18 protein-coding genes are annotated in these 19,851 nt (G+C 54.3%); 9 read left to right on the forward strand and 9 right to left on the reverse strand.

The genetic code is table 11. From position 1 onward, the window contains the following. Positions 1-286: 286 nt before the first annotated feature. The gene (gene ompA, locus Y71_RS17740) at positions 287-1,336 is read left to right on the forward strand and encodes a porin OmpA (RefSeq protein WP_007374183.1); all 1,050 of its coding nucleotides are present in this window, start codon (positions 287-289) and stop codon (positions 1,334-1,336) included. 77 nt (positions 1,337-1,413) lie between these two features. On the opposite strand, the gene matP is transcribed toward ompA, so the two are convergent. Continuing rightward, positions 1,414-1,866 (reverse strand): macrodomain Ter protein MatP, encoded by a 453-nt coding sequence (gene matP, locus Y71_RS17745; RefSeq protein WP_007374182.1) that lies wholly within the window; start codon positions 1,864-1,866, stop codon positions 1,414-1,416. Between the two features lie 182 nt (positions 1,867-2,048). On the opposite strand from matP, the gene Y71_RS17750 reads away from it, so the two are divergent. Then, the gene (locus Y71_RS17750) at positions 2,049-3,809 is read left to right on the forward strand and encodes an AAA family ATPase (RefSeq protein ID WP_007374181.1); all 1,761 of its coding nucleotides are present in this window, start codon (positions 2,049-2,051) and stop codon (positions 3,807-3,809) included. A gap of 69 nt (positions 3,810-3,878) precedes the next feature. After that, on the forward strand, positions 3,879-4,397 hold the full coding sequence (gene fabA, locus Y71_RS17755) for a bifunctional 3-hydroxydecanoyl-ACP dehydratase/trans-2-decenoyl-ACP isomerase (RefSeq protein ID WP_007374180.1): 519 nt from the start codon (positions 3,879-3,881) through the stop codon (positions 4,395-4,397). Positions 4,398-4,466: 69 nt separating this feature from the next. On the opposite strand, the gene rmf is transcribed toward fabA, so the two are convergent. From rmf to rlmKL, 6 genes are all read right to left on the reverse strand, one after another. After that, a complete protein-coding gene (rmf, locus tag Y71_RS17760) occupies positions 4,467-4,634 on the reverse strand; it encodes a ribosome modulation factor (protein ID WP_017456222.1) in 168 nt (55 codons plus the stop codon). Positions 4,635-4,887: 253 nt separating this feature from the next. Next, positions 4,888-5,460, reverse strand: a complete 573-nt coding sequence (pqiC, locus tag Y71_RS17765; RefSeq protein ID WP_007374179.1) for a membrane integrity-associated transporter subunit PqiC — start codon at positions 5,458-5,460, stop codon at positions 4,888-4,890. Beyond that, positions 5,457-7,097: an intermembrane transport protein PqiB gene (gene pqiB, locus Y71_RS17770; protein ID WP_007374178.1), complete on the reverse strand. Its 1,641-nt coding sequence runs from the start codon at positions 7,095-7,097 to the stop codon at positions 5,457-5,459. The genes pqiC and pqiB overlap by 4 nt, the downstream gene beginning before the upstream one ends. Beyond that, entirely contained in the window at positions 7,087-8,355 is a 1,269-nt protein-coding gene (gene pqiA / locus Y71_RS17775; protein WP_035943243.1) for a membrane integrity-associated transporter subunit PqiA, read from the reverse strand. Before pqiA ends, pqiB begins: the two co-directional genes overlap by 11 nt. Before the next feature lie 11 nt (positions 8,356-8,366). After that, positions 8,367-10,274, reverse strand: coding sequence for an ABC transporter ATP-binding protein (locus Y71_RS17780; protein WP_007374176.1), 1,908 nt, complete (start codon positions 10,272-10,274; stop codon positions 8,367-8,369). A 12-nt stretch (positions 10,275-10,286) separates the two neighbouring features. Continuing rightward, positions 10,287-12,395: a bifunctional 23S rRNA (guanine(2069)-N(7))-methyltransferase RlmK/23S rRNA (guanine(2445)-N(2))-methyltransferase RlmL gene (gene rlmKL, locus Y71_RS17785; protein ID WP_007374175.1), complete on the reverse strand. Its 2,109-nt coding sequence runs from the start codon at positions 12,393-12,395 to the stop codon at positions 10,287-10,289. A gap of 100 nt (positions 12,396-12,495) precedes the next feature. On the opposite strand from rlmKL, the gene Y71_RS17790 reads away from it, so the two are divergent. Beyond that, positions 12,496-13,605, forward strand: a complete 1,110-nt coding sequence (locus Y71_RS17790; protein WP_081120824.1) for a YcbX family protein — start codon at positions 12,496-12,498, stop codon at positions 13,603-13,605. Here the strand turns inward: Y71_RS17790 and zapC are convergent. Together zapC and pyrD are read right to left on the reverse strand one after the other, a co-directional pair. Beyond that, on the reverse strand, positions 13,602-14,144 hold the full coding sequence (zapC, locus tag Y71_RS17795; protein ID WP_007374173.1) for a cell division protein ZapC: 543 nt from the start codon (positions 14,142-14,144) through the stop codon (positions 13,602-13,604). The genes Y71_RS17790 and zapC overlap by 4 nt on opposite strands. Before the next feature lie 166 nt (positions 14,145-14,310). Next, the gene (gene pyrD / locus Y71_RS17800) at positions 14,311-15,321 is read right to left on the reverse strand and encodes a quinone-dependent dihydroorotate dehydrogenase (RefSeq protein WP_007374172.1); all 1,011 of its coding nucleotides are present in this window, start codon (positions 15,319-15,321) and stop codon (positions 14,311-14,313) included. Between the two features lie 247 nt (positions 15,322-15,568). Between pyrD and ssuE the strand changes: the two genes are divergently transcribed. Genes ssuE through ssuB form a run of 5 tightly spaced genes read left to right on the forward strand, consistent with a single transcriptional unit; the run spans position 15,569 to position 19,807 of the window. Then, positions 15,569-16,144, forward strand: a complete 576-nt coding sequence (gene ssuE, locus Y71_RS17810) for an NADPH-dependent FMN reductase (protein WP_007374170.1) — start codon at positions 15,569-15,571, stop codon at positions 16,142-16,144. Beyond that, positions 16,137-17,096, forward strand: a complete 960-nt coding sequence (locus Y71_RS17815) for a sulfonate ABC transporter substrate-binding protein (RefSeq protein ID WP_007374169.1) — start codon at positions 16,137-16,139, stop codon at positions 17,094-17,096. The genes ssuE and Y71_RS17815 overlap by 8 nt, the downstream gene beginning before the upstream one ends. Further along, positions 17,093-18,238, forward strand: a complete 1,146-nt coding sequence (gene ssuD, locus Y71_RS17820; RefSeq protein ID WP_007374168.1) for an FMNH2-dependent alkanesulfonate monooxygenase — start codon at positions 17,093-17,095, stop codon at positions 18,236-18,238. The genes Y71_RS17815 and ssuD overlap by 4 nt, the downstream gene beginning before the upstream one ends. A 7-nt stretch (positions 18,239-18,245) precedes the next feature. Next, positions 18,246-19,034, forward strand: coding sequence for an aliphatic sulfonate ABC transporter permease SsuC (gene ssuC / locus Y71_RS17825; RefSeq protein WP_007374167.1), 789 nt, complete (start codon positions 18,246-18,248; stop codon positions 19,032-19,034). Next, positions 19,031-19,807: an aliphatic sulfonates ABC transporter ATP-binding protein gene (ssuB, locus tag Y71_RS17830; RefSeq protein ID WP_007374166.1), complete on the forward strand. Its 777-nt coding sequence runs from the start codon at positions 19,031-19,033 to the stop codon at positions 19,805-19,807. Before ssuC ends, ssuB begins: the two co-directional genes overlap by 4 nt. Positions 19,808-19,851: the final 44 nt, after the last annotated feature.

Here is a 19,851-nt window from a genome sequence, read left to right on the forward strand (position 1 = left end):
CTGCGTGGCGCGCTTTTCAGCTTAATTGCATCGGACAAAATAACAGCGGAATTGTTAAATATTGTGTATACAAAGCCTTTTTTTTCATATGCCTGACGGAGTTCACACTTGTAAGTTTCCAACTACGTTGTAGACTTTACATCGCCAGGGGTGCTCGGCATAAGCCAAAGATATCGGTAAAGATATCTGTTGAATAGTTAGTGAGCAACGCCCCCGGTGAAGGATTTAACCGTGGCATCTCTGAGAGATAACCATGGCGATTTTTGGATGATAACGAGGCGCAAAAATGAAAAAGACAGCTATCGCGATTGCAGTGGCACTGGCTGGTTTCGCTACCGTAGCGCAGGCCGCTCCGAAAGATAACACCTGGTATGCAGGTGGCAAACTGGGTTGGTCCCAGTATCATGACAAAGGTGCGGTATGGCAGAACGATGGCCCGACCCACGAAAGCCAACTGGGTGCTGGTGCGTTCGGTGGCTACCAGGTTAACCCGTACGTTGGTTTCGAACTGGGTTATGACTGGCTGGGCCGTATGCCGTACAAAGGCGACACAGTTAACGGCGCGTTCAAATCTCAGGGCGTTCAACTGACTGCTAAACTGGGTTACCCGATCACTGACGATCTGGATATCTATACCCGTCTGGGTGGTATGGTATGGCGTGCTGATGGTCAGAGCAACCAGGGCTTCAAAGATCACGATACCGGTGTTTCTCCGGTCTTCGCTGGTGGTGTTGAGTATGCACTGACTCGTGATATCGCTACCCGTCTGGAATACCAGTGGGTTAACAACATCGGTGACGCAAGCACCGTTGGTGCTCGCCCGGATAACGGTATGCTGAGCGTAGGCGTTTCCTACCGTTTCGGTCAGCAGGAAGATGCAGCTCCGGTAGTTGCAGCTCCGGCACCGGCTCCGGCTCCGGAAGTGCAGACCAAACACTTCACCCTGAAGTCTGACGTTCTGTTCAACTTCAACAAAGCAACTCTGAAACCGGAAGGTCAGCAGGCGCTGGATCAGCTGTATGGTCAGCTGAGCAACCTGGATCCGAAAGACGGTTCAGTAGTGGTTCTGGGCTTCACCGACCGTATCGGTTCTGACGCTTACAACCAGGGCCTGTCCGAGAAACGTGCTCAGTCCGTTGTTGATTACCTGGTCTCCAAAGGTATCCCGGCGAACAAAATCTCCGCACGTGGTATGGGCAAATCCAACCCGGTTACCGGCAGCACCTGCGACAACGTGAAACCACGCGCAGCGCTGATCGATTGCCTGGCACCGGATCGTCGCGTAGAGATCGAAGTGAAAGGCAGCAAAGACGTTGTAACTCAGCCGCAGGCTTAAGTTTACGTCTTAGCAAAAACCCCGCCAGAGTGCGGGGTTTTTTATTGCCTGAAATTCTGTCACGTCTTAGGGAAAACTCACTCTTTACCTAACAGCGCCTGCAAATCATGTTTCAGTGTGGACATCTGCGAAGCATACTTCTCTTTATGTTCCGCGTCCTCAATCAGTTGTACAATCGTTTCAGACAGTGTTTTCCCCCGCCGCTGCGCCAGCCCCGCAAGTCGTTGCCAGACGACAAACTCCAGGTCGATTGACTTTTTACGCGTATGCTGGTGCTCCGCGTTAAAATGCCGTTTACGCCTGGCACGGATAGTCTGTTTCATTCGGTTAACCAGTGCCGGATTGATATGGAGACCAATCCATTCATTCACCTGTACCGGCTCATTTTCGAGGGTCAACAATACATCGACGGCTTCCTTCGCAGCACTAGCTTCTATATAACGCGTGATCAGTTCCCCTTCACGGTGCTTTTTAACCAGATACTTCCATTTCCAGCCGCTTTCGAGATTTTCCAGTTGTTGATATTTCATTGCTCTCTCAACGTTACCGTGTAACTCAGTTCAGAATATCAGTTTTTTGTCACTCTGCTTAAAAGAAATCATCCGCTGTGAGCTATCATCCAGCTTCGCATCGCGAAAGCGCGTAATCCCGGTGTGTTAAAGAAGGGTTTACGGTATAATCTCGCCTTTTACACCAGACCAAAAAAACGACTTTGACCATTACAAAACTTGAATGGAACGACCTGGTTCCTGATACTGAAAGCTATCAGGAAGTTTTTGAATCGTCCGGATCTGCGCACGAAGCGGTCTTCTCGCTGGCCGATACGCAACCCCGATTACAGTACGCGCTGGAGCAACTGCTCTATCCGCAGGCGACGTCACGCTTTTTACTGGCAAAAGCGCCAGAAGAAGCTGAATACCTGGCACTTATTGCCAGCGCTACCGGAGAAATGCTCCCTCAGGACCGCCCGCTTGTCGGGGGGCAATACAACATCAACGGCTCATCCGTAAGTTTTGACCCGGCAACCAGTGCGCAATCTACTTTCACGGGAAGTAAGCCTGTAGCAATTGCTGAGTGGATCGAAGCGGAGCAACTGTTTGGTTGTTTGCGTCAGTTCAATCATGAAATTACTTTGCAGCCTGGTCTGGTACATCAGGCAAACGGCGGCGTGCTAATCATTTCCCTGCGCACGTTGCTTGCGCAACCGCTGCTGTGGATGCGTCTGAAAACAATGGTGTCTCAGCACCGTTTTGACTGGATCTCCTTCGACGAATCTCGCCCTCTGCCGGTAAGTATCCCGTCTATGCCGCTGGATCTGAAAGTCATTCTTGTTGGAGAACGCGAATCGCTGGCTGATTTCCAGGAGATGGAGCCCGATCTGGCCGCCCAGGCAATTTACAGCGAATATGAAGAAACGCTGCAAATTGTGGATGCCGAAACAATGGGAATCTGGCGTCAATGGGTCGAGCAGGTTGCCCACAGCGCTCAGCTCCCCTCACCCGGTACCGATGCGTGGCAGCCGTTAGTTCGTGAAGCCGTGCGCTATACCGGCGATCAGGAGACGTTGCCGCTCTGCCCATTATGGCTGGCGCGCCAGTTGAGGGAAGTCGCGGCGACAACCACAGGCGCAACGTTCAGTGGCGAAGAACTTCGCTCGATGTTTGCTCAACGTGAATGGCGCGAAGGATTCCTCGCTGAACGGATGCAGGACGAAATTCTGCTGGAACAAATTCTCATCGAAACCGAAGGCGAACAGATTGGTCAGATCAACGCGCTGTCAGTCATCGAGTTTCCTGGTCACCCACGTGCTTTCGGTGAGCCTTCACGTATTAGTTGCGTCGTTCATGTCGGTGACGGCGAGTTCAACGATGTTGAACGCAAAGCCGAACTGGGCGGCAATATCCACGCGAAAGGCATGATGATCATGCAAGCGTTCCTGATGGCGGAACTGGAGCTGGAACAGCAGCTTCCCTTCTCTGCCTCGCTAACCTTTGAGCAATCTTACAGCGAGGTTGATGGCGACAGCGCCTCTATGGCGGAGCTGTGCGCTTTAATGAGCGCCCTTGCAGAAGTGCCCATCAATCAGAGTCTGGCGATCACTGGCTCCGTGGATCAGTTCGGTCGTTCACAGCCGGTTGGCGGGTTGAATGAAAAAATCGAAGGATTTTTCGCCATTTGCCAGCAGAGGGAGCTAACAGGTAAGCAAGGGGTGATTATTCCTTCAGCAAATGTACGTCATCTCTCGTTGCATCAGGAACTGCTGGACGCGGTTCAGGCACAACAATTCTTTATCTGGGCCGTAGACGATGTTCGTGATGCGCTACCTTTATTAACAGGCCTGCCGTGGGAAGCTGAAGGACAAAACAACCTCAAGCAACTCATTCAGGAACGTATTGCACAGGCGACGCAACAGGATGCACGCCACCGTTTCCCGTGGCCGCTGCGCTGGTTGAATTGGTTTAACCAAAACTGATCGGACTTGTTCAGCGTACACGTGTTAGCTATCCTGCGTCCGAAATTACAAATAAGGTTTACTGAGAACATGGTAGATAAACGCGAATCCTATACAAAAGAAGATCTTCTTGCCTCTGGTCGCGGCGAACTGTTTGGCGCAAAAGGCCCGCAATTGCCGGCACCCAATATGTTGATGATGGACCGTGTGGTCAAAATGACCGAGACCGGCGGTAACTTTAATAAAGGCTATGTCGAAGCTGAGCTGGATATCAATCCGGACCTGTGGTTCTTTGGCTGCCATTTTATCGGCGATCCGGTGATGCCTGGCTGTCTTGGTCTGGATGCCATGTGGCAGCTGGTTGGTTTTTACCTCGGCTGGCTTGGCGGCGAAGGTAAAGGCCGTGCGCTGGGCGTCGGTGAAGTGAAATTTACCGGTCAGGTTCTGCCGACAGCAAAAACCGTTACTTACCGTATCCACTTCAAACGCGTTGTTAACCGTCGTTTGATCATGGGTCTGGCCGATGGTGAAGTTCTGGTCGATGGTCGCGTGATCTACACTGCTTCCGACCTGAAAGTGGGCCTGTTCCAGGACACCTCCACTTTCTGATAGCGAATTCTCATCCGCTATAAAGGCGAAACCTCCGCATTGCGGAGGTTTCTTTTTAAAGAGACAGAATCAGGCGATAACGGCCCTGTCTTCCATGGCCTCTCGCCAGCCTCCCAGCCATTCGGACCTTTGATTCAGGGTTTGGTACGGACACATTTCTTTCGGGCGTCCGGTAATACCAGCCTGATAACCACGTTGATGTGCCCGTTCCAGGCGATCTCGTTTTTGTCTCTTCATGCCTCGTTTCCCTCACTCTTTGATCTGGTGGAAAAGAAAACAGTGGTCACTTAATGTGCAGCCACAGGTAACGAATACCTTGAATAGGCGTTGTCGTCAATGCGCAAAATTCACGCCAGTGTCATAAATGTGAGCTACACAGAAATTCATTTGTACAAAAAATGTGAGCCAGCACAACTAATGTACGGAGCATACTGATAAAAAAAACCGTCACGGTTTTTAGCCATGACGGTTCATTTTTGATTAAATTTTCTTATGGCAGACGATTTAGCTGTGCGGCTATGCTCGCCGCCTCCTGCTGCCAGCCCTGAGCCAACATTTTCACCATTTCATCATACCCATCTTGCTGTTGCTTGAGCTCAATATGGAACGGTCGCTTAATCAGTTGCCCCTGGTGTTTGAGCAACCACTCCCCGCTGACAATAACGCGACCATCATAACGCCCGTGGAAACCGGTCACCGTAACATTCAGCGTGTCCTGCTCACTGCCCAGCGGCTGCGATGCCACAACCCAACCCGGCAACTGATTGCTCAGGTTAGCGACCAGCGTATTGCGCAGTTGCTGGTCAAGCGGGCTGGCCCACAGATTGTTATTCGCAATAACATATTGCACATCCGTGGTTTGATACACTACACCATTACCCGCCAGGTAATCCGGCACTGAAACCTGCTCAACCCATAACTGACGATTGCCCTGGCTCTGCACGGTGCTGGCCTGCACTGCCGTTTGTGGCGGCGACGGTAACTGGTAATAACTTTTATTGTCACCGCTGCTGCCACATGCCGTCAGCAACAGCGCCACAATTATTAGCGCGCTCTTTTTCATTGTTTCGCCCTCTTCGGCTGCGGATCGTCTTTCCCTTTCGCTTCGAATACCAGCGCATTGCTCTTGTCGTTGAGTGTTTTCAGCACCGGTTGCAATTCCCGCAGTACCTGATCCAGGCGCTGCATATCCGCCACCATCTTGTTATAGGCAGCAGAGCCAGGCTGGAAGCCCTGCATACTGCGATTCAGTTCACGCAGCGTGGACTGCATATCCGCCGGAAGCTGCTGCATCGACTGGCTGGACGTCAGCTTGTTGAGATTATCCAGCGTCGTTTGCAGACGTTTGAGCGTCTGCTGACTTTCAGCAAGCGTTGACGTCGCCTGCTGGATCATCGGATTCAACGGCAGATTGTTGATCTTATCCAGCGTATCCATCAGACGCTGCTGGATCTGCGCCAGCCCGCCGCTCACGGTTGGAATGATCGGGTAGCCAGCAAACTCTCGCATGCCACTTACGGCAGGTACGTTGTTATAGAAGTCGAGGTCGACATACAGCGCACCAGTAATAATATTCCCGGTCTTCAACGAAGCGCGCAGGCCGCGTTTGAGCAGTTCATTCAGACGCGCGCTCACATCGGGATCTTCGCCCAGTTCATTAATCAACCGCCCAGGTTCAATACGGACCAGCACAGGAATGCGGTAATCATCATTCAGCGCCTGACGCATACCGGTAGTGAAGAATGGCACCCGGCTTACCGTGCCCAGACGAATGCCACGGAATTCAACCGGCGCGCCAGGTTGCAGGCCGCGAATCGAGTCTTTGAAGAACATCAGGTAGTCGATGTGATCGGTATAGAGCGACTCCTGAATGCTGCGCTGATCGTCATACAGCGTGAAAGCGGCATTCTCCGCCACCGGCTGGCCCAGATCCACGCCTTCCGGCACGTCAAAACTGACGCCGCCGCCGAACAGCGTAGCCAGCGAGCCCATCTCCACACGCATTCCGGCGGAGGTCAAATCAACGGCAATACCGCTGTCTTTCCAGAAACGCACATTGCTGGTCACCAGCCGATCGTTCGGCGCATTGATAAACAACTGATAACTCATCGTGCGTTTTTGCGTATCGAACGTGCTGGTCTCAACCGAACCGACGCGATAACCACGGAACAATACTGGATCGCCGGGGCTCAGTTGCCCGGCTTTGCTGCTGTCGAGGATCACACGAATGCCTTTGGCGTCAGGCGGCGCCAGAGGCGGGGAATCGAGCAAGTTATAACGATCCGGCGCGCTGCCTTTTGCACCCGGTTGCAGCTCGATATAGGCACCCGAAAGCAGCGTGCCCAGACCGCTAATCCCTTCACGGCCCACCTGCGGTTTCACAACCCAGAAAACAGAATCATCATGCAGCAGCTTTTCCATACCGGAGTTAAGCCGCGCCTTGATTTCCACATGAGTTAAATCGTCAGTCAGCGTCATGCTTTCCACCACGCCGACATCAACGCTGCGACTCTTGATGGTGGTCTTACCGCCGACAATTCCCTCGGCATTAGTGGTGATCAGTGTCACCTCCGGCCCCTGGTGGCTGTAATGATAAAAGAGGATCCATGCGCCAATCAGCGCCGTAACAATCGGGAAAATCCACACCGGCGACCAGTTTCTCACCTTTTGCACGTTGGCTTCCCCACTCTTATTCTCCATGCTCTAACGACTCCTCATGGTGCGTTTGTGGCTCACGATCCCAGCTCAAGCGCGGATCGAAAGTCATTGCCGCAAACATCGTGATAATAACGACCAGCGCAAACATCAGCGCACCCATCGCAGGATAAATATTCATCAGCCCGCCCATCCGCACCAGCGCGGAGAGTACGGCAATCACAAACACGTCAATCATTGACCAGCGCCCGACAAACTCCACCACTTCATAAATAAAATGCATCCGCTCGCAGTCTCGTCGGCCATGGCCTTTTGCATCAATACAGAGCCAGGCAATGCCTATCATTTTCAGCGTCGGCACCATAATACTGGCGATAAAAATCACCAACGCCACCGGGTAAGAACCCTCGCTCCACAGCAAAATCACCCCGGCGAGAATGGTCGATGGCATGCGATCGCCCAGTAGGTCAGTCACCATGATCGGCAAAATATTGGCAGGCAGATAGAGCATCATCGCAGTCATCAACAGCGCCAGCGTCCACTGGATACTGTTGCGCCGTCGGGCGTGTCCACGCGTGTGGCAGCGCGGGCACACAGGTTGATCGATCGCGACAATCGCCGTACAGCACGGGCAGGAACGCAGCCCCTGACGGATCCCCGGCACACCGACGCGCAATGCCTGTTGCGGCTGCGGCGCGGGCGCAATGTCATCCCACAACCAGTGACGATCAACGCACTGGAAAGCGCGCAATTGCAACAGACAGAACAGACACCAGGGAATAAAACTGCTGCCAATGCCAATATCACCATAGGCCATCAGCTTGACAAAACTCACCAGCACGCCTGCGAGGAAGATCTCCGCCATTCCCCAACTTTTTAGCTGGAATAACACCCGCGCCAGATTAACGCGCAGACGGAACTCCATCGGCACACGATTCACCAACAGCAGGATAGTCACCAGGCAGAATGCCGGAACCAGTTGTACGAACAGCAGGAAGAAAGTGCCAAGGCTGGCGTAATCTTCAGAAAAGAGCACGCCGGGAATTTCCAGCAGTGTGACCTCGCTGGCGACACCGGCGACCTGCATATTAACGAAAGGAAAAAGGTTGGCGAGCAACAACATGAACAATGCCACAATGGCATAAGCCGTGGGACGCTGCCGGGGCGCGTCCCATTCGGTTGTCAGTGTCGTGCCACAGCGCGGACAAGTCGCTTTATGACCATGCTGCAACAGCGGCAGCGCCACCAGCATGTCACATTGCGAACAAAGAATGTGCCGTGTGGCGTGGTGGTGTTCACACATACTGACTCCCTTTATGCGCCGTTTTTCAAAGCCTCCAGGTACTCCCAGCGTTCAAACGCCTCTTCCAGCGCCTGTTCCGCCGCAGCCATGTCAGCCAGGACTTTTTGCGTATGATCGTGCGGCTGGCTAAAGAAGCTGGCATCGGCGACCTGAGCCTGCAAATCACTCAGTTCCGCTTCCAGTTGTTCCAGCTTTTGCGGCAATTGTTCCAGTTCTCGTTGCAGGTTATAGCTTAGTTTGTTACTACCGCGTTTGACAGTTCCTGCTTTGGTTACTGGAACTTCCACCGTTTTCTTCGCCGCCGCCTGTTTAAAGGCCTGTGAAGCCGCTTGCTGACCGCGGGCATCGTGGTAACCGCCCACATACTGTCCAATCCGGCCTTCGCCTTCGAAAATCCAGCATTCGGTCACTGTATTATCCACAAACTGACGATCGTGGCTCACCAACAGAACGGTGCCCTGATAGCTATCAATCAGCTCTTCCAGCAGCTCCAGCGTTTCCACATCCAGGTCGTTGGTCGGTTCATCGAGAATCAACAGATTGCTGGGTTTCAGGAACAAACGCGCCAGTAACAGACGGTTGCGTTCCCCGCCGGAGAGCGCGCGTACCGGCGTCATCGCCCGTTTCGGATGGAACAAGAAGTCCTGCAAATATCCCAGAATATGGCGCGGCTTACCGTTTACCAGCACTTCCTGCTTGCCTTCAGCCAGGTTGTCCATCACCGTTTTATCCGGATCAAGTTCGGCGCGGTGCTGATCGAAGTACGCCACTTCCAGCTTGGTACCCACATGCACGCGGCCGCTGTCGGCTTTCAGTTGATCCAGCATCAGCTTAAGCAAGGTAGTTTTACCGCAGCCGTTGGGACCAATCAGCGCAATTTTATCGCCGCGCTGTACCTGCGTAGAGAAGTCGCGCACCAGCACTTTGCCCTCCACGCCATAATTAACGTTTTCCATCTCAAAGACGATTTTGCCGGAGCGAGATGCCTCTTCGACTTGCATCTTCGCGCTACCCATCACTTCACGGCGTTCACTGCGCTCGCGACGCATCGCTTTCAGCGCACGGACGCGGCCTTCGTTACGGGTACGGCGCGCTTTAATCCCCTGACGGATCCACACTTCTTCCTGCGCCAGTTTGCGGTCGAACTCGGCGTTTTGCAGCTCTTCAACGCGAAGGTTCTCTTCTTTCTCCAGCAGGTAAGTATCGTAATCGCCAGGATAGGTAACCAGCTTGCCGCGATCGAGATCGACAATGCGCGTCGCCATATTGCGGATAAATGAACGGTCGTGCGAGATAAAGATAATGGTGCCGCTAAAGGTTTTCAGGAAACCTTCCAGCCAGTCGATCGCTTCAATATCCAGGTGGTTCGTCGGTTCGTCCAGCAGCAGTACTTTAGGCCCGCTGACCAGCGCACGGCCCAACGCCGCTTTACGCAACCAGCCACCGGATAACGCCGACAGCTCCATATCCGGCTCCAGACCGAGTTGCCCCAGCACCTCATTGATACGATCTTCCAACTGCCACAGACCGTGGTGATCCAGCATCTCCTGCACTTTCGCCAGTTCATTGAGATTTTTATCACTCGGATCGGTCATCACCAGATGGGAGATTTCGTGATAACGCTTCAGATACTCAGCCTGTTCAGAAATACCTTCCGCGACGAAGTCATAGACGCTACCGGTGACATTGCGCGGCGGGTCCTGCTGTAGGCGTGAAACGATCAGATCCTGTTCGTAAACAATGCGGCCATCATCCAGGCCCTGTTCACGGTTGAGGATCTTCATCAACGTCGATTTACCTGCGCCGTTACGGCCGACCAGACAGACGCGTTCATTTTCTTCGATATGCAGTTCAGCATTATCGAGGAGCGGCGCATCGCTGAACGACAGCCACGCGCCATGCATACTGATTAATGACATTTATTTATCCTTTCAGGCTGCGGTAATCAGCCAGCAGTTGTGGATTTGACGGTTGCGGGCAAAATCCTGCGACTGCGTTTTTTGAGTAATTTCTTGTGCCTGCAGACCCAGTTTCGCCAGCCCGTCGAGATCCATACGGAAACCGCGTTTGTTATTGGAAAACATAATGGTGCCGCCTTTGCGCAGCAGGCGTTTCAGATCCTGCATCAGACGCATATGATCGCGCTGCACATCAAAAGAGTCTTCCATACGTTTGGAGTTGGAGAAGGTCGGCGGATCGATAAAGATCAGATCGAACTGCTCATCGGTCTCACGCAGCCAGCTCAGACAATCGGCCTGAATCAGGCGATGAGCGCGGCCGCTCAGGCCGTTAAGGCGCAGGTTGCGCTCGGCCCACTCCAGATAAGTACGCGACATATCCACCGTAGTGGTGGAACGCGCGCCGCCCAGACCGGCATGCACGCTGGCGCTGCCGGTGTAGGAGAAGAGATTGAGGAAGTCTTTACCCTTGCTCATCTGCCCCAGCATACGGCGGGCAATACGGTGGTCAAGGAACAGGCCGGTATCCAGATAGTCCGTCAGGTTGACCCACAGGCGGGCGTTGTATTCGCTCACCTCCATAAAGTCGCCCTTCTCGTTCATTTTCTGATACTGATTGGTGCCCTTTTGCCGCTCGCGGGTTTTCAGCACCAGCTTGTTCGGGGCGATACCCAGCACCTGGATGGTGGCGGCGATAATATCAAACAGGCGCTGGCGCGCTTTTTGCGCATCGATGGTTTTCGGCGCGGCATACTCCTGCACCACCACCCAGTCGGCGTAGCGATCGACCGCCACGTTGTAATCCGGCAGATCGGCATCGTACAGGCGATAGCATTCAATGCCCTCCTGGCGCGCCCATTTCTCCAGTTTCTTAACGTTCTTGCGAAGGCGGTTGGCATAGTCTTCCGCCATCGCTGGCGCTTTTGCTTCGCCGGTATTTTCGGCCAGATGGTAATTTTTCTGTACGCAATCCAGCGGGCCGTTCTTGGCTTTGAACTGGCGCTCAGCACGCAGTTGCAGGCAGTTAAGCAAATCGACAGAGGCGCTGAACAGCGACAGATGCCAGCCGCCAAACTGCGCTTTCAGCAGGCGACCCAGCAGGCTATGCAGCGCGATCAGTGCCGGCTCGCTCTCCAGACGTTCACCGTACGGCGGGTTACTGATCACAGTACCGTACGGGCCTTTCGGCAACGGATTGCTGAGCTGGGCGACATCTTTTACTTCGAAGGTCACCAGCTCGCCAATCCCGGCGCGGCGGGCGTTGCTGCGGGCACGCTCAATAACACGCGCATCGTTGTCGGAGCCGTAAAAGTGAGATTCATAACCCGCCAGCCCCTGGCGCGCGCGCGTTTGCGCTTCTGCTTTTACCTCTTTCCACAGCGCTTCATCATGCTGCGCCCAGCCGCCAAAACCCCAGTGACCGCGATGCAGACCCGGTGCGCGATCGGTTGCCGCCATGGCAGCTTCGATCAGCAGCGTGCCGGAACCGCACATAGGATCGAGCAGCGGTGTGCCCGGCTGCCAGCCGGAGCGCATCACAATGGCTGCTGCCAGGTTCTCTTTGATCGGCGCAATACCGGTACGATCGCGGTAGCCGCGCAGGTGCAGGCCTTCGCCGCTCAGATCGAGGGAGATATTCGCTGTCTCCTGATTCAGCCAGACGTTAATACGCAGATCCGGCAGTTCACGCTCAACGTTTGGACGCGGCAGATTTTTGCGGGTAAAGCTATCGACGATGGCGTCTTTCACTTTCAGCGCGCCGTACTGGCTGTTGCGAATCTCATCATTCAGACCGCTAAAGTGCACAGCAAACGTCGCGCCAGGATTGAAAATCTCTGTCCAGTTGATCGCCTGCACACCGAGATAAAGGTCAAGATCGCTATAAACCTTGCACTCTCCGAGCGGCAACATAATGCGCGAAGCCAGGCGACTCCACATCAGGCTCTGGTACAGAAGCCGCGTGTCACCTTCAAAATGGACACCACCCTGAACCACGCGGCACTCCTGCGCGCCGAGTTTTTCCAGTTCAGTTTTTAACAGCTCTTCCAGCCCGCGGGCCGTACTGGCAAACAGAGAAATCATAATGTCACTTATACTCAACGAAAATTGTTGCGCATTATAGCTAATCTGGCGGTCATGTCATAAAGTTGAGGGCTTATTTTCGACTTACAGGGGGCAAGACGTGCCTACGATTTCGCGTCTCTTTATCCATCCGGTGAAATCCATGCGCGGTATTGGGCTGACGCATGCGCTTGCCGATGCCAGCGGCTTTGCTTTTGACCGTATTTTTATGGTCACTCAGCCCGATGGCACTTTTATTACCGCGCGTCAGTATCCGCAGATGGTACGCTTTACACCCTCGCCATTAACCGATGGCCTGCATCTGACCGCACCGGACGGCAGTGGCGCGATAATTCGTTTTACCGATTTTGCGCCTGATGGCGCGCCAACGGAAGTGTGGGGCAACCATTTTACCGCGCTAATCGCGCCGGATGAGATTAATCGCTGGCTCAGCGGCTTTTTCGCCCGTGAAGTGCAATTGCGCTGGGTCGGCCCGGAATTAACCCGCCGTGTTAAGCGTTATGAAGATGTACCGCTCTCCTTTGCTGACGGTTTCCCTTATTTATTGACCAACGAAGCTTCGCTGCGTGATTTGCAAAACCGCTGCCCGGCCAGCGTGAAGATGGAGCAGTTTCGCCCCAACCTGGTGGTAACTGGCGCGCAAGCGTGGGAAGAGGATAGCTGGAAAGTCGTGCGTATCGGCGATGTGGTGTTTGATGTTGTTAAACCGTGTAGCCGTTGCGTATTTACCACCGTCAGCCCGGAGCGTGGGCAAAAACATCCGACCGGCGAACCGTTATCCACGCTGCAAGGTTTTCGTACTGCGCAGGATAACGGCGAAGTCGATTTTGGGCAGAACCTGATTGCGCGCAACAGTGGCGTCATCCGCGTGGGCGACGACGTGGCCGTGCTGGCGACCGCACCAGCAAAAATTTATGGCGCTGGCGCCGTGGCAGAAGCGCTGGAACCGGAAGTTCAGGCAGCGGGAACAGTAGAGATTAGCTGGCAGGGGCAAACATTTATTGGCAACAATCAGCAGGTGCTGCTGGAGCAACTGGAAAATCAGGGGATCCGCGTACCCTATTCCTGCCGGGCAGGCATATGCGGCTGTTGCCAGATCAAGCTGATTGAAGGTGAAGTGAGTGCGATGAAAAAATCGGCCATCAGGCAGGGCGGTGCCATCCTCTGTTGCAGTTGTATTCCGAAAACGGCACTGCGACTGGAGGCTTAAACCGCCTGTTCGAAACGGAGACTCTCGGCGTGAAGCTGGGGTTTCAGGCGATCGTTCATCACCTTAATCGCATCACCCAGTTGCATCGTGCGCCCGGCAATCACCACGCCGGGTTGCGCCAGCAGGCACAGTGCAGCATTTTCGCCCGGCTCAACCACCAGCAGGTTTACGCACTCCTGAGTGTCGCTCAGCCAGACACAGGCACCTTCACCGGTCGCCGGCGACCAGAGCGTATCGTGCGTCATAAAGTGCCAGCTTTTCGGCATTTGCGGTTTCAGGAAGCGAATCGCCACGAGCGCGTTAAGTACCAGTTCCGCACGCTGCTCATTAGAGAGATCAAGGTTGCGGCATTTTTCCTCAAACGAGAAATATAAAGCAGCGTCATCAACACAAAAACCGGAAGGTGAAAACGCATCCGGCGTCAGCATTTTTCGGGCAAAACGGGAGCGAAATAACATGCCATTGGCTAAATCGAGCATCATACGATCGTGCTCGTCATCAAAATACCAGCGCCAATTATCATCAGGTTTAATTCGCATTGTTCTCTCCCCTCCCCTTAAACTTCCTGTCGCTTTTTTATCCTGTCGCCGTCTCGCTTATTGCTCTAATAATAAAAGACCACAATGTACAAATTAGCAACAATGAGGGAATATAAAACAACCAGGGCCGGAAATAAAGCCCTGGATACATACTGACAAAAAAAGATTAGATATGGGTGACGATTTCTTTAATCAGCGGCGGGCCTTTAAAAATAAAGCCGGAATAAATTTGCACGATAGACGCACCCGCAGCGATCTTCTCACGGGCAGCAATCACTGAGTCAATACCGCCGACGCCGATAATTGGCAAACGACCATTTAATTCCTGCGACAGGCGACGGATTATTTCCGTGCTTTTTAATTGCAGCGGGCGTCCACTTAAACCACCGGTTTCATCACAGTGTTTCATTCCCTGCACCAGCGATCTTTCCAGCGTGGTATTGGTAGCAATAACACCATCAATATTGTGGCGAACTAAACTGTCGGCCACCTGGATCAATTCTTCTTCAGAAAGATCGGGCGCGATCTTCACCGCCACCGGAACATATTTATGGTGGATGTTTTGCAGATCGTTCTGCTTATTTTTAATCGCCGTTAAAAGATCATCCAGCGCTTCGCCATATTGCAGCGTGCGTAAACCTGGGGTATTCGGTGAGGAAATATTAATGGCGATATAACCGGCATAAGCATAGACTTTTTCCATGCAAATCAGATAGTCATCTTTCCCCTGCTCTACCGGCGTGTCTTTATTTTTACCAATATTAATGCCCAGTACACCGTCAAAATGCGATTTTTTGACGTTCTCGACCAGGTTATCCACGCCAAGATTATTAAACCCCATGCGGTTGATCAGACCTTCAGCATCCACCAGACGGAAGATCCTCGGCTTGTCATTTCCCGGCTGCGGGCGAGGCGTAACGGTACCGATCTCAATGGAGCCAAAACCCATTGCCCCCAGTGCATCGATGCATTCACCGTTTTTATCCAGCCCGGCCGCCAATCCCAGCGGGTTCTTAAACGTCAGTCCCATGCACTGCACAGGTTTTTCCGGCACGCGCTGACGAACCAGTGCCTCAAAAGGCGTTCCGGTAATACGGCGCAACTGCTGGAAGGTCAATTCATGGGCGCGCTCTGGATCGAGCTGAAAAAGGGCTTTACGAACGAAAGGGTAGTACATGAACTCTCCTGAATTCCCGGGTGCAAACCGGGGGCGTATTATCAGTGAAAGTGCCGCGAAAGGGAATTGACCTGTGGCAAAAAAAGCGCATCCGACGCAATCGTTTTCTCTCCTCGTTTTGCTTTATGCATTTTTCAGCAATTTTTCTTCGAATAAATCATTTAGTGGAATAAATCGCCTCTGCCACACTGGAGGAAATTGTTATGAATGTTATCTAAAAGAAAACAATTGGTTATAAGGAGCGATTATGCGAGTTGTCACCCTGGCGGGAAGCCCACGCTTCCCCTCCCGCTCCAGCGCGCTGCTGGAATATGCCCGCGAGCGCCTCAACGCGCAAGACGTCGAAGTGTGCCACTGGCATCTGCAAAACTTCGCGCCGGAAGATCTCATTTATGCGCGTTTCGATAGCCCTGCCCTGCAAACCTTTATTGAACAACTAAAAGAAGCAGACGGACTAATTGTTGCCACGCCTGTTTACAAAGCCGCTTATGCCGGAGCGCTGAAAGCCCTGCTTGATCTGCTCCCTGAGCGGGCGCTGGAAGGCAAAGTCGTATTACCGTTAGCGACCGGCGGCACCGTGGCGCACATGCTGGCGGTGGATTACGCCCTGAAACCGGTGCTCAGCGCGCTGAAGGCGCAAGAGATCCTGCACGGCGTGTTTGCCGACGATACCCAGGTGCTGGATTACCAGCACAAACCCAGCCTGACGCCGAACCTGCAAATGCGCCTTGATAACGCGCTGGAAACTTTCTGGCAGGCGCTGCACCGCCGGGAGATTCAGGCACCGGATTTTCACCGCCCACAAGGAATTGCTCATGTTTAATCGTTTCCCCTGGCTGGCGCTGGCCGGGCTGCTGTCGTTTTCCGCTTTATCGCAGGCCGCAGATCCCGCACCGGACGCGCTGCGTATTGGCTACCAAAAAGGCAGCGTCAGTATGGTGCTGGCAAAAAGCCATGGGCTGCTGGAAAAACGCTACCCGAACACCAAAATTTCCTGGGTCGAATTTCCGGCAGGTCCGCAGATGCTGGAAGCGCTTAATGTCGGCAGTATTGATCTTGGCAGCACCGGCGATATTCCCCCCATCTTTGCGCAGGCAGCAGGCGCGGATCTGGTGTATGTCGGGGTAGAGCCGCCGAAACCGAAAGCCGAAGTGATTCTGGTGGCGGAAAGCAGCCCAATCAAGACGGTGGCCGATCTGAAAGGACATAAAGTGGCGTTCCAGAAAGGCTCCAGCTCCCATAACTTGCTGCTGCGCGCCCTGCAACAGGCCGGGCTGAAGTTCAGTGATATTCAACCGGTGTTTCTGACGCCTGCCGATGCACGCGCTGCTTTCCAGCAAGGGAATGTGGATGCATGGGCAATCTGGGATCCTTACTACTCTGCGGCCTTGTTGCAGGGTGGCGTACGGGTACTGAAAGACGGCACCACACTCAAACAGACCGGTTCCTTCTATTTAGCCGCTCGCCCGTATGCAGAAAAGAACGGTGAATTCCTGCAGGGCGTGCTGGATACCTTTAGCGAAGCCGATGCCTTAACCATTAGCCACCGCGACGAAAGCGTGGCGCTGCTGGCAAAAACCATGGGGCTGCCGCCTGCGGTGATTTCCACCTATTTCGATCATCGCCCGCCAACCAAAATCGCACCAGTTAATGAAGCCACTGCAGCGTTGCAGCAACAAACCGCCGATCTCTTTTATGACAACCACCTGGTGCCGAAGAAGGTCGACATCCGTACCCGTATCTGGCAGCCGACCAAAGAAGGAGCGAAATCATGAGTCTGAATCTGTTCTGGTTTTTACCGACGCACGGCGACGGCCACTATCTTGGCACCGACGAGGGCTCACGCCCGGTGGATCATAACTATTTGCAGCAAATCGCGCAGGCTGCCGACCGGCTGGGTTTTAGCGGTGTGTTAATTCCTACTGGCCGTTCGTGCGAAGATGCGTGGCTGGTGGCCGCCTCGCTGATTCCGGTCACTCAGCGCTTAAAATTTCTGGTCGCGTTGCGTCCAAGCGTGGTCTCGCCGACCGTCGCGGCGCGTCAGGCGGCAACGCTGGACAGGCTCTCTAACGGCCGTGCACTGTTTAACCTGGTCACCGGCAGCGATCCGCAGGAACTGGCCGGTGATGGCGTCTTTCTCGATCACAACGAACGCTATGAAGTCTCCTCCGAATTCACCCATGTCTGGCGCCGCCTGCTGGAGGGTGACACGGTGGATTACGAAGGCAAACATATTCATGTTCGCGGGGCGAAGCTCTTTTTTCCACCGGTGCAGCAGCCGCGTCCGCCGCTCTATTTCGGCGGCTCCTCGGATGTGGCGCAGGATCTGGCTGCGGAACAGGTCGATCTCTATCTCACCTGGGGTGAACCGCCGGAGCGGGTGAAAGAGAAGATTGCCCAGGTGCGCGCCAAAGCCGCAGCCCATGGCCGTAAGGTGCGGTTTGGTATTCGCCTGCATGTCATCGTTCGTGAAACCACTGCCGAAGCCTGGCAGGCAGCGGATCGCCTGATTTCTCATCTTGATGAAGAGACCATCGCCAAAGCGCAGTCTACTTTTGCGCGTCAGGATTCCGTCGGCCAGCAACGCATGGTGGCGCTACACGGCGGTAAGCGTGATCAACTGGAGATCAGCCCTAACCTTTGGGCGGGCGTCGGTCTGGTACGCGGCGGCGCAGGAACAGCGTTGGTCGGCGATGGCCCGACGGTTGCCGCGCGGATTAATGAATACGCCGCGCTGGGGATCGACAGTTTTATCCTTTCCGGCTATCCGCATCTGGAAGAGGCATACCGGGTGGGCGAGCTGCTGTTCCCGCATCTCGATGTCGCCATTCCGGAGATCCCGCAGCCACAGTCATTGAAATTGCAGGGCGAAACGGTGGCAAATGAGTTCATTCCCCGCAAAGTGGCGCAAAGCTGAGGTTTCTATGGCTCAACAAAACAGATGGTTACTGCACCTCGCTCCGTGGCTGCTGCCCGCCGGGATTGTGGTGGTCTGGCAAATCGCCTCCTCTACCGGCTGGTTATCTACGCGCATCCTGCCTTCACCGGAAGGCGTCGTAAAAGCGTTCTGGACGCTGAGCGCCAGCGGCGAGTTGTGGCAGCATCTGGCCATCAGTTCGTGGCGGGCGGTGATTGGCTTCTCCATCGGCGGTTCGATTGGCTTGACGCTCGGGCTTATCAGCGGCCTGTCGCGTTGGGGAGAACGCCTGCTGGATACGTCCATTCAGATGCTGCGTAATGTGCCGCATCTGGCGCTGATCCCGCTGGTGATTTTATGGTTCGGTATCGACGAGAGTGCCAAAATATTCCTCGTGGCCCTCGGTACGCTATTCCCCATCTATATCAACACCTGGCATGGCATCCGCAATATTGACCAGGGTCTGCTGGAGATGGCGCGCAGCTACGGCCTTTCGGGTTTCAGCCTTTTCATCCATGTGATTCTGCCCGGCGCGCTACCGTCAATAATGGTGGGTGTGCGTTTTGCACTCGGTTTGATGTGGCTGACATTAATTGTGGCGGAAACCATTTCAGCCAACGCCGGGATCGGTTACCTGGCGATGAACGCCCGCGAGTTCCTGCAAACCGATGTCGTAGTGGTCGCCATTATTCTCTATGCCCTGCTTGGCAAACTGGCAGATGTCAGCGCACAACTGCTGGAGCGCCTGTGGCTGCGCTGGCATCCCGCTTACCACACCAAAGAGGTCACCGCATGAATACTGCCCGACTGAATCAGGGGATCCCGTTGTTACTCAACGGCGTCAGCAAACGTTACGGCAACAACCTGGTGCTGAATGCGCTGGATTTGCATATCGCCGCCGGGCAGTTTATTGCCGTGGTGGGCCGCAGCGGCGGCGGGAAAAGCACCCTGCTGCGCCTGCTGGCCGGTCTGGAGTCGCCGAACGGCGGAGAGTTGCTGGCTGGCAATACACCGCTTGCAGAAATTCAGCATGACACGCGCATGATGTTTCAGGATGCGCGTCTGCTGCCATGGAAATCGGTGATTGATAATGTCGGGCTGGGGCTGAAAGGCCGCTGGCTCGAAGCAGCACAACAAGCGTTACAGTCAGTGGGGCTGGAACAACGGGCCAGTGAGTGGCCTGCCGCCCTTTCGGGCGGGCAAAAACAGCGCGTCGCGCTGGCTCGCGCGCTGGTGCATCAACCGGGATTGTTATTGTTGGATGAACCGTTAGGCGCACTGGATGCCTTAACCCGGCTGGAGATGCAGGCGCTGATCACTGAATTGTGGCAAAGCTATGGTTTTACCGTGGTGCTGGTGACGCACGATGTCAGTGAAGCGGTGGCGATGGCGGATCGCGTGTTATTGATAGAGGAAGGGAAAATCGGCCTCGATTTGACCATCGATCTGCCGCGCCCGCGCCGCCTGGGTTCGGTAAGGCTGGCGGAACTGGAAGAAGAGGTACTGAACCGGGTGATGAAACGCGGCGAGTCGGAACAGAGTGCATTGCCCCGGACTCGCCACGCTTAGCCCGCTTTTTGCCCGATGGCGCGATGCTTATCGGACTTACGAAA

Source organism: Kosakonia radicincitans DSM 16656, from assembly GCF_000280495.2.
In the GTDB taxonomy this organism is placed as follows: Bacteria; Pseudomonadota; Gammaproteobacteria; order Enterobacterales; family Enterobacteriaceae; genus Kosakonia; species Kosakonia radicincitans.

Excerpts from the sequence above, each read along its gene's own strand:
- Y71_RS17815 (WP_007374169.1), top strand. The coding sequence starts at position 16,137 with ATGTTTAATCGTTTCCCCTGGCTGGCGCTGGCCGGGCTGCTGTCGTTT.
- pqiB (WP_007374178.1), bottom strand. The coding sequence starts at position 7,097 with ATGGAGAATAAGAGTGGGGAAGCCAACGTGCAAAAGGTGAGAAACTGG.
- rmf (WP_017456222.1), bottom strand. The coding sequence starts at position 4,634 with ATGAAGAGACAAAAACGAGATCGCCTGGAACGGGCACATCAACGTGGT.
- ssuC (WP_007374167.1), top strand. The coding sequence starts at position 18,246 with ATGGCTCAACAAAACAGATGGTTACTGCACCTCGCTCCGTGGCTGCTG.
- zapC (WP_007374173.1), bottom strand. The coding sequence starts at position 14,144 with ATGCGAATTAAACCTGATGATAATTGGCGCTGGTATTTTGATGACGAG.
- pqiC (WP_007374179.1), bottom strand. The coding sequence starts at position 5,460 with ATGAAAAAGAGCGCGCTAATAATTGTGGCGCTGTTGCTGACGGCATGT.
- matP (WP_007374182.1), bottom strand. The coding sequence starts at position 1,866 with ATGAAATATCAACAACTGGAAAATCTCGAAAGCGGCTGGAAATGGAAG.
- fabA (WP_007374180.1), top strand. The coding sequence starts at position 3,879 with ATGGTAGATAAACGCGAATCCTATACAAAAGAAGATCTTCTTGCCTCT.
- ompA (WP_007374183.1), top strand. The coding sequence starts at position 287 with ATGAAAAAGACAGCTATCGCGATTGCAGTGGCACTGGCTGGTTTCGCT.
- ssuB (WP_007374166.1), top strand. The coding sequence starts at position 19,031 with ATGAATACTGCCCGACTGAATCAGGGGATCCCGTTGTTACTCAACGGC.
- pqiA (WP_035943243.1), bottom strand. The coding sequence starts at position 8,355 with ATGTGTGAACACCACCACGCCACACGGCACATTCTTTGTTCGCAATGT.
- rlmKL (WP_007374175.1), bottom strand. The coding sequence starts at position 12,395 with ATGATTTCTCTGTTTGCCAGTACGGCCCGCGGGCTGGAAGAGCTGTTA.
- pyrD (WP_007374172.1), bottom strand. The coding sequence starts at position 15,321 with ATGTACTACCCTTTCGTTCGTAAAGCCCTTTTTCAGCTCGATCCAGAG.
- Y71_RS17780 (WP_007374176.1), bottom strand. The coding sequence starts at position 10,274 with ATGTCATTAATCAGTATGCATGGCGCGTGGCTGTCGTTCAGCGATGCG.
- ssuE (WP_007374170.1), top strand. The coding sequence starts at position 15,569 with ATGCGAGTTGTCACCCTGGCGGGAAGCCCACGCTTCCCCTCCCGCTCC.
- ssuD (WP_007374168.1), top strand. The coding sequence starts at position 17,093 with ATGAGTCTGAATCTGTTCTGGTTTTTACCGACGCACGGCGACGGCCAC.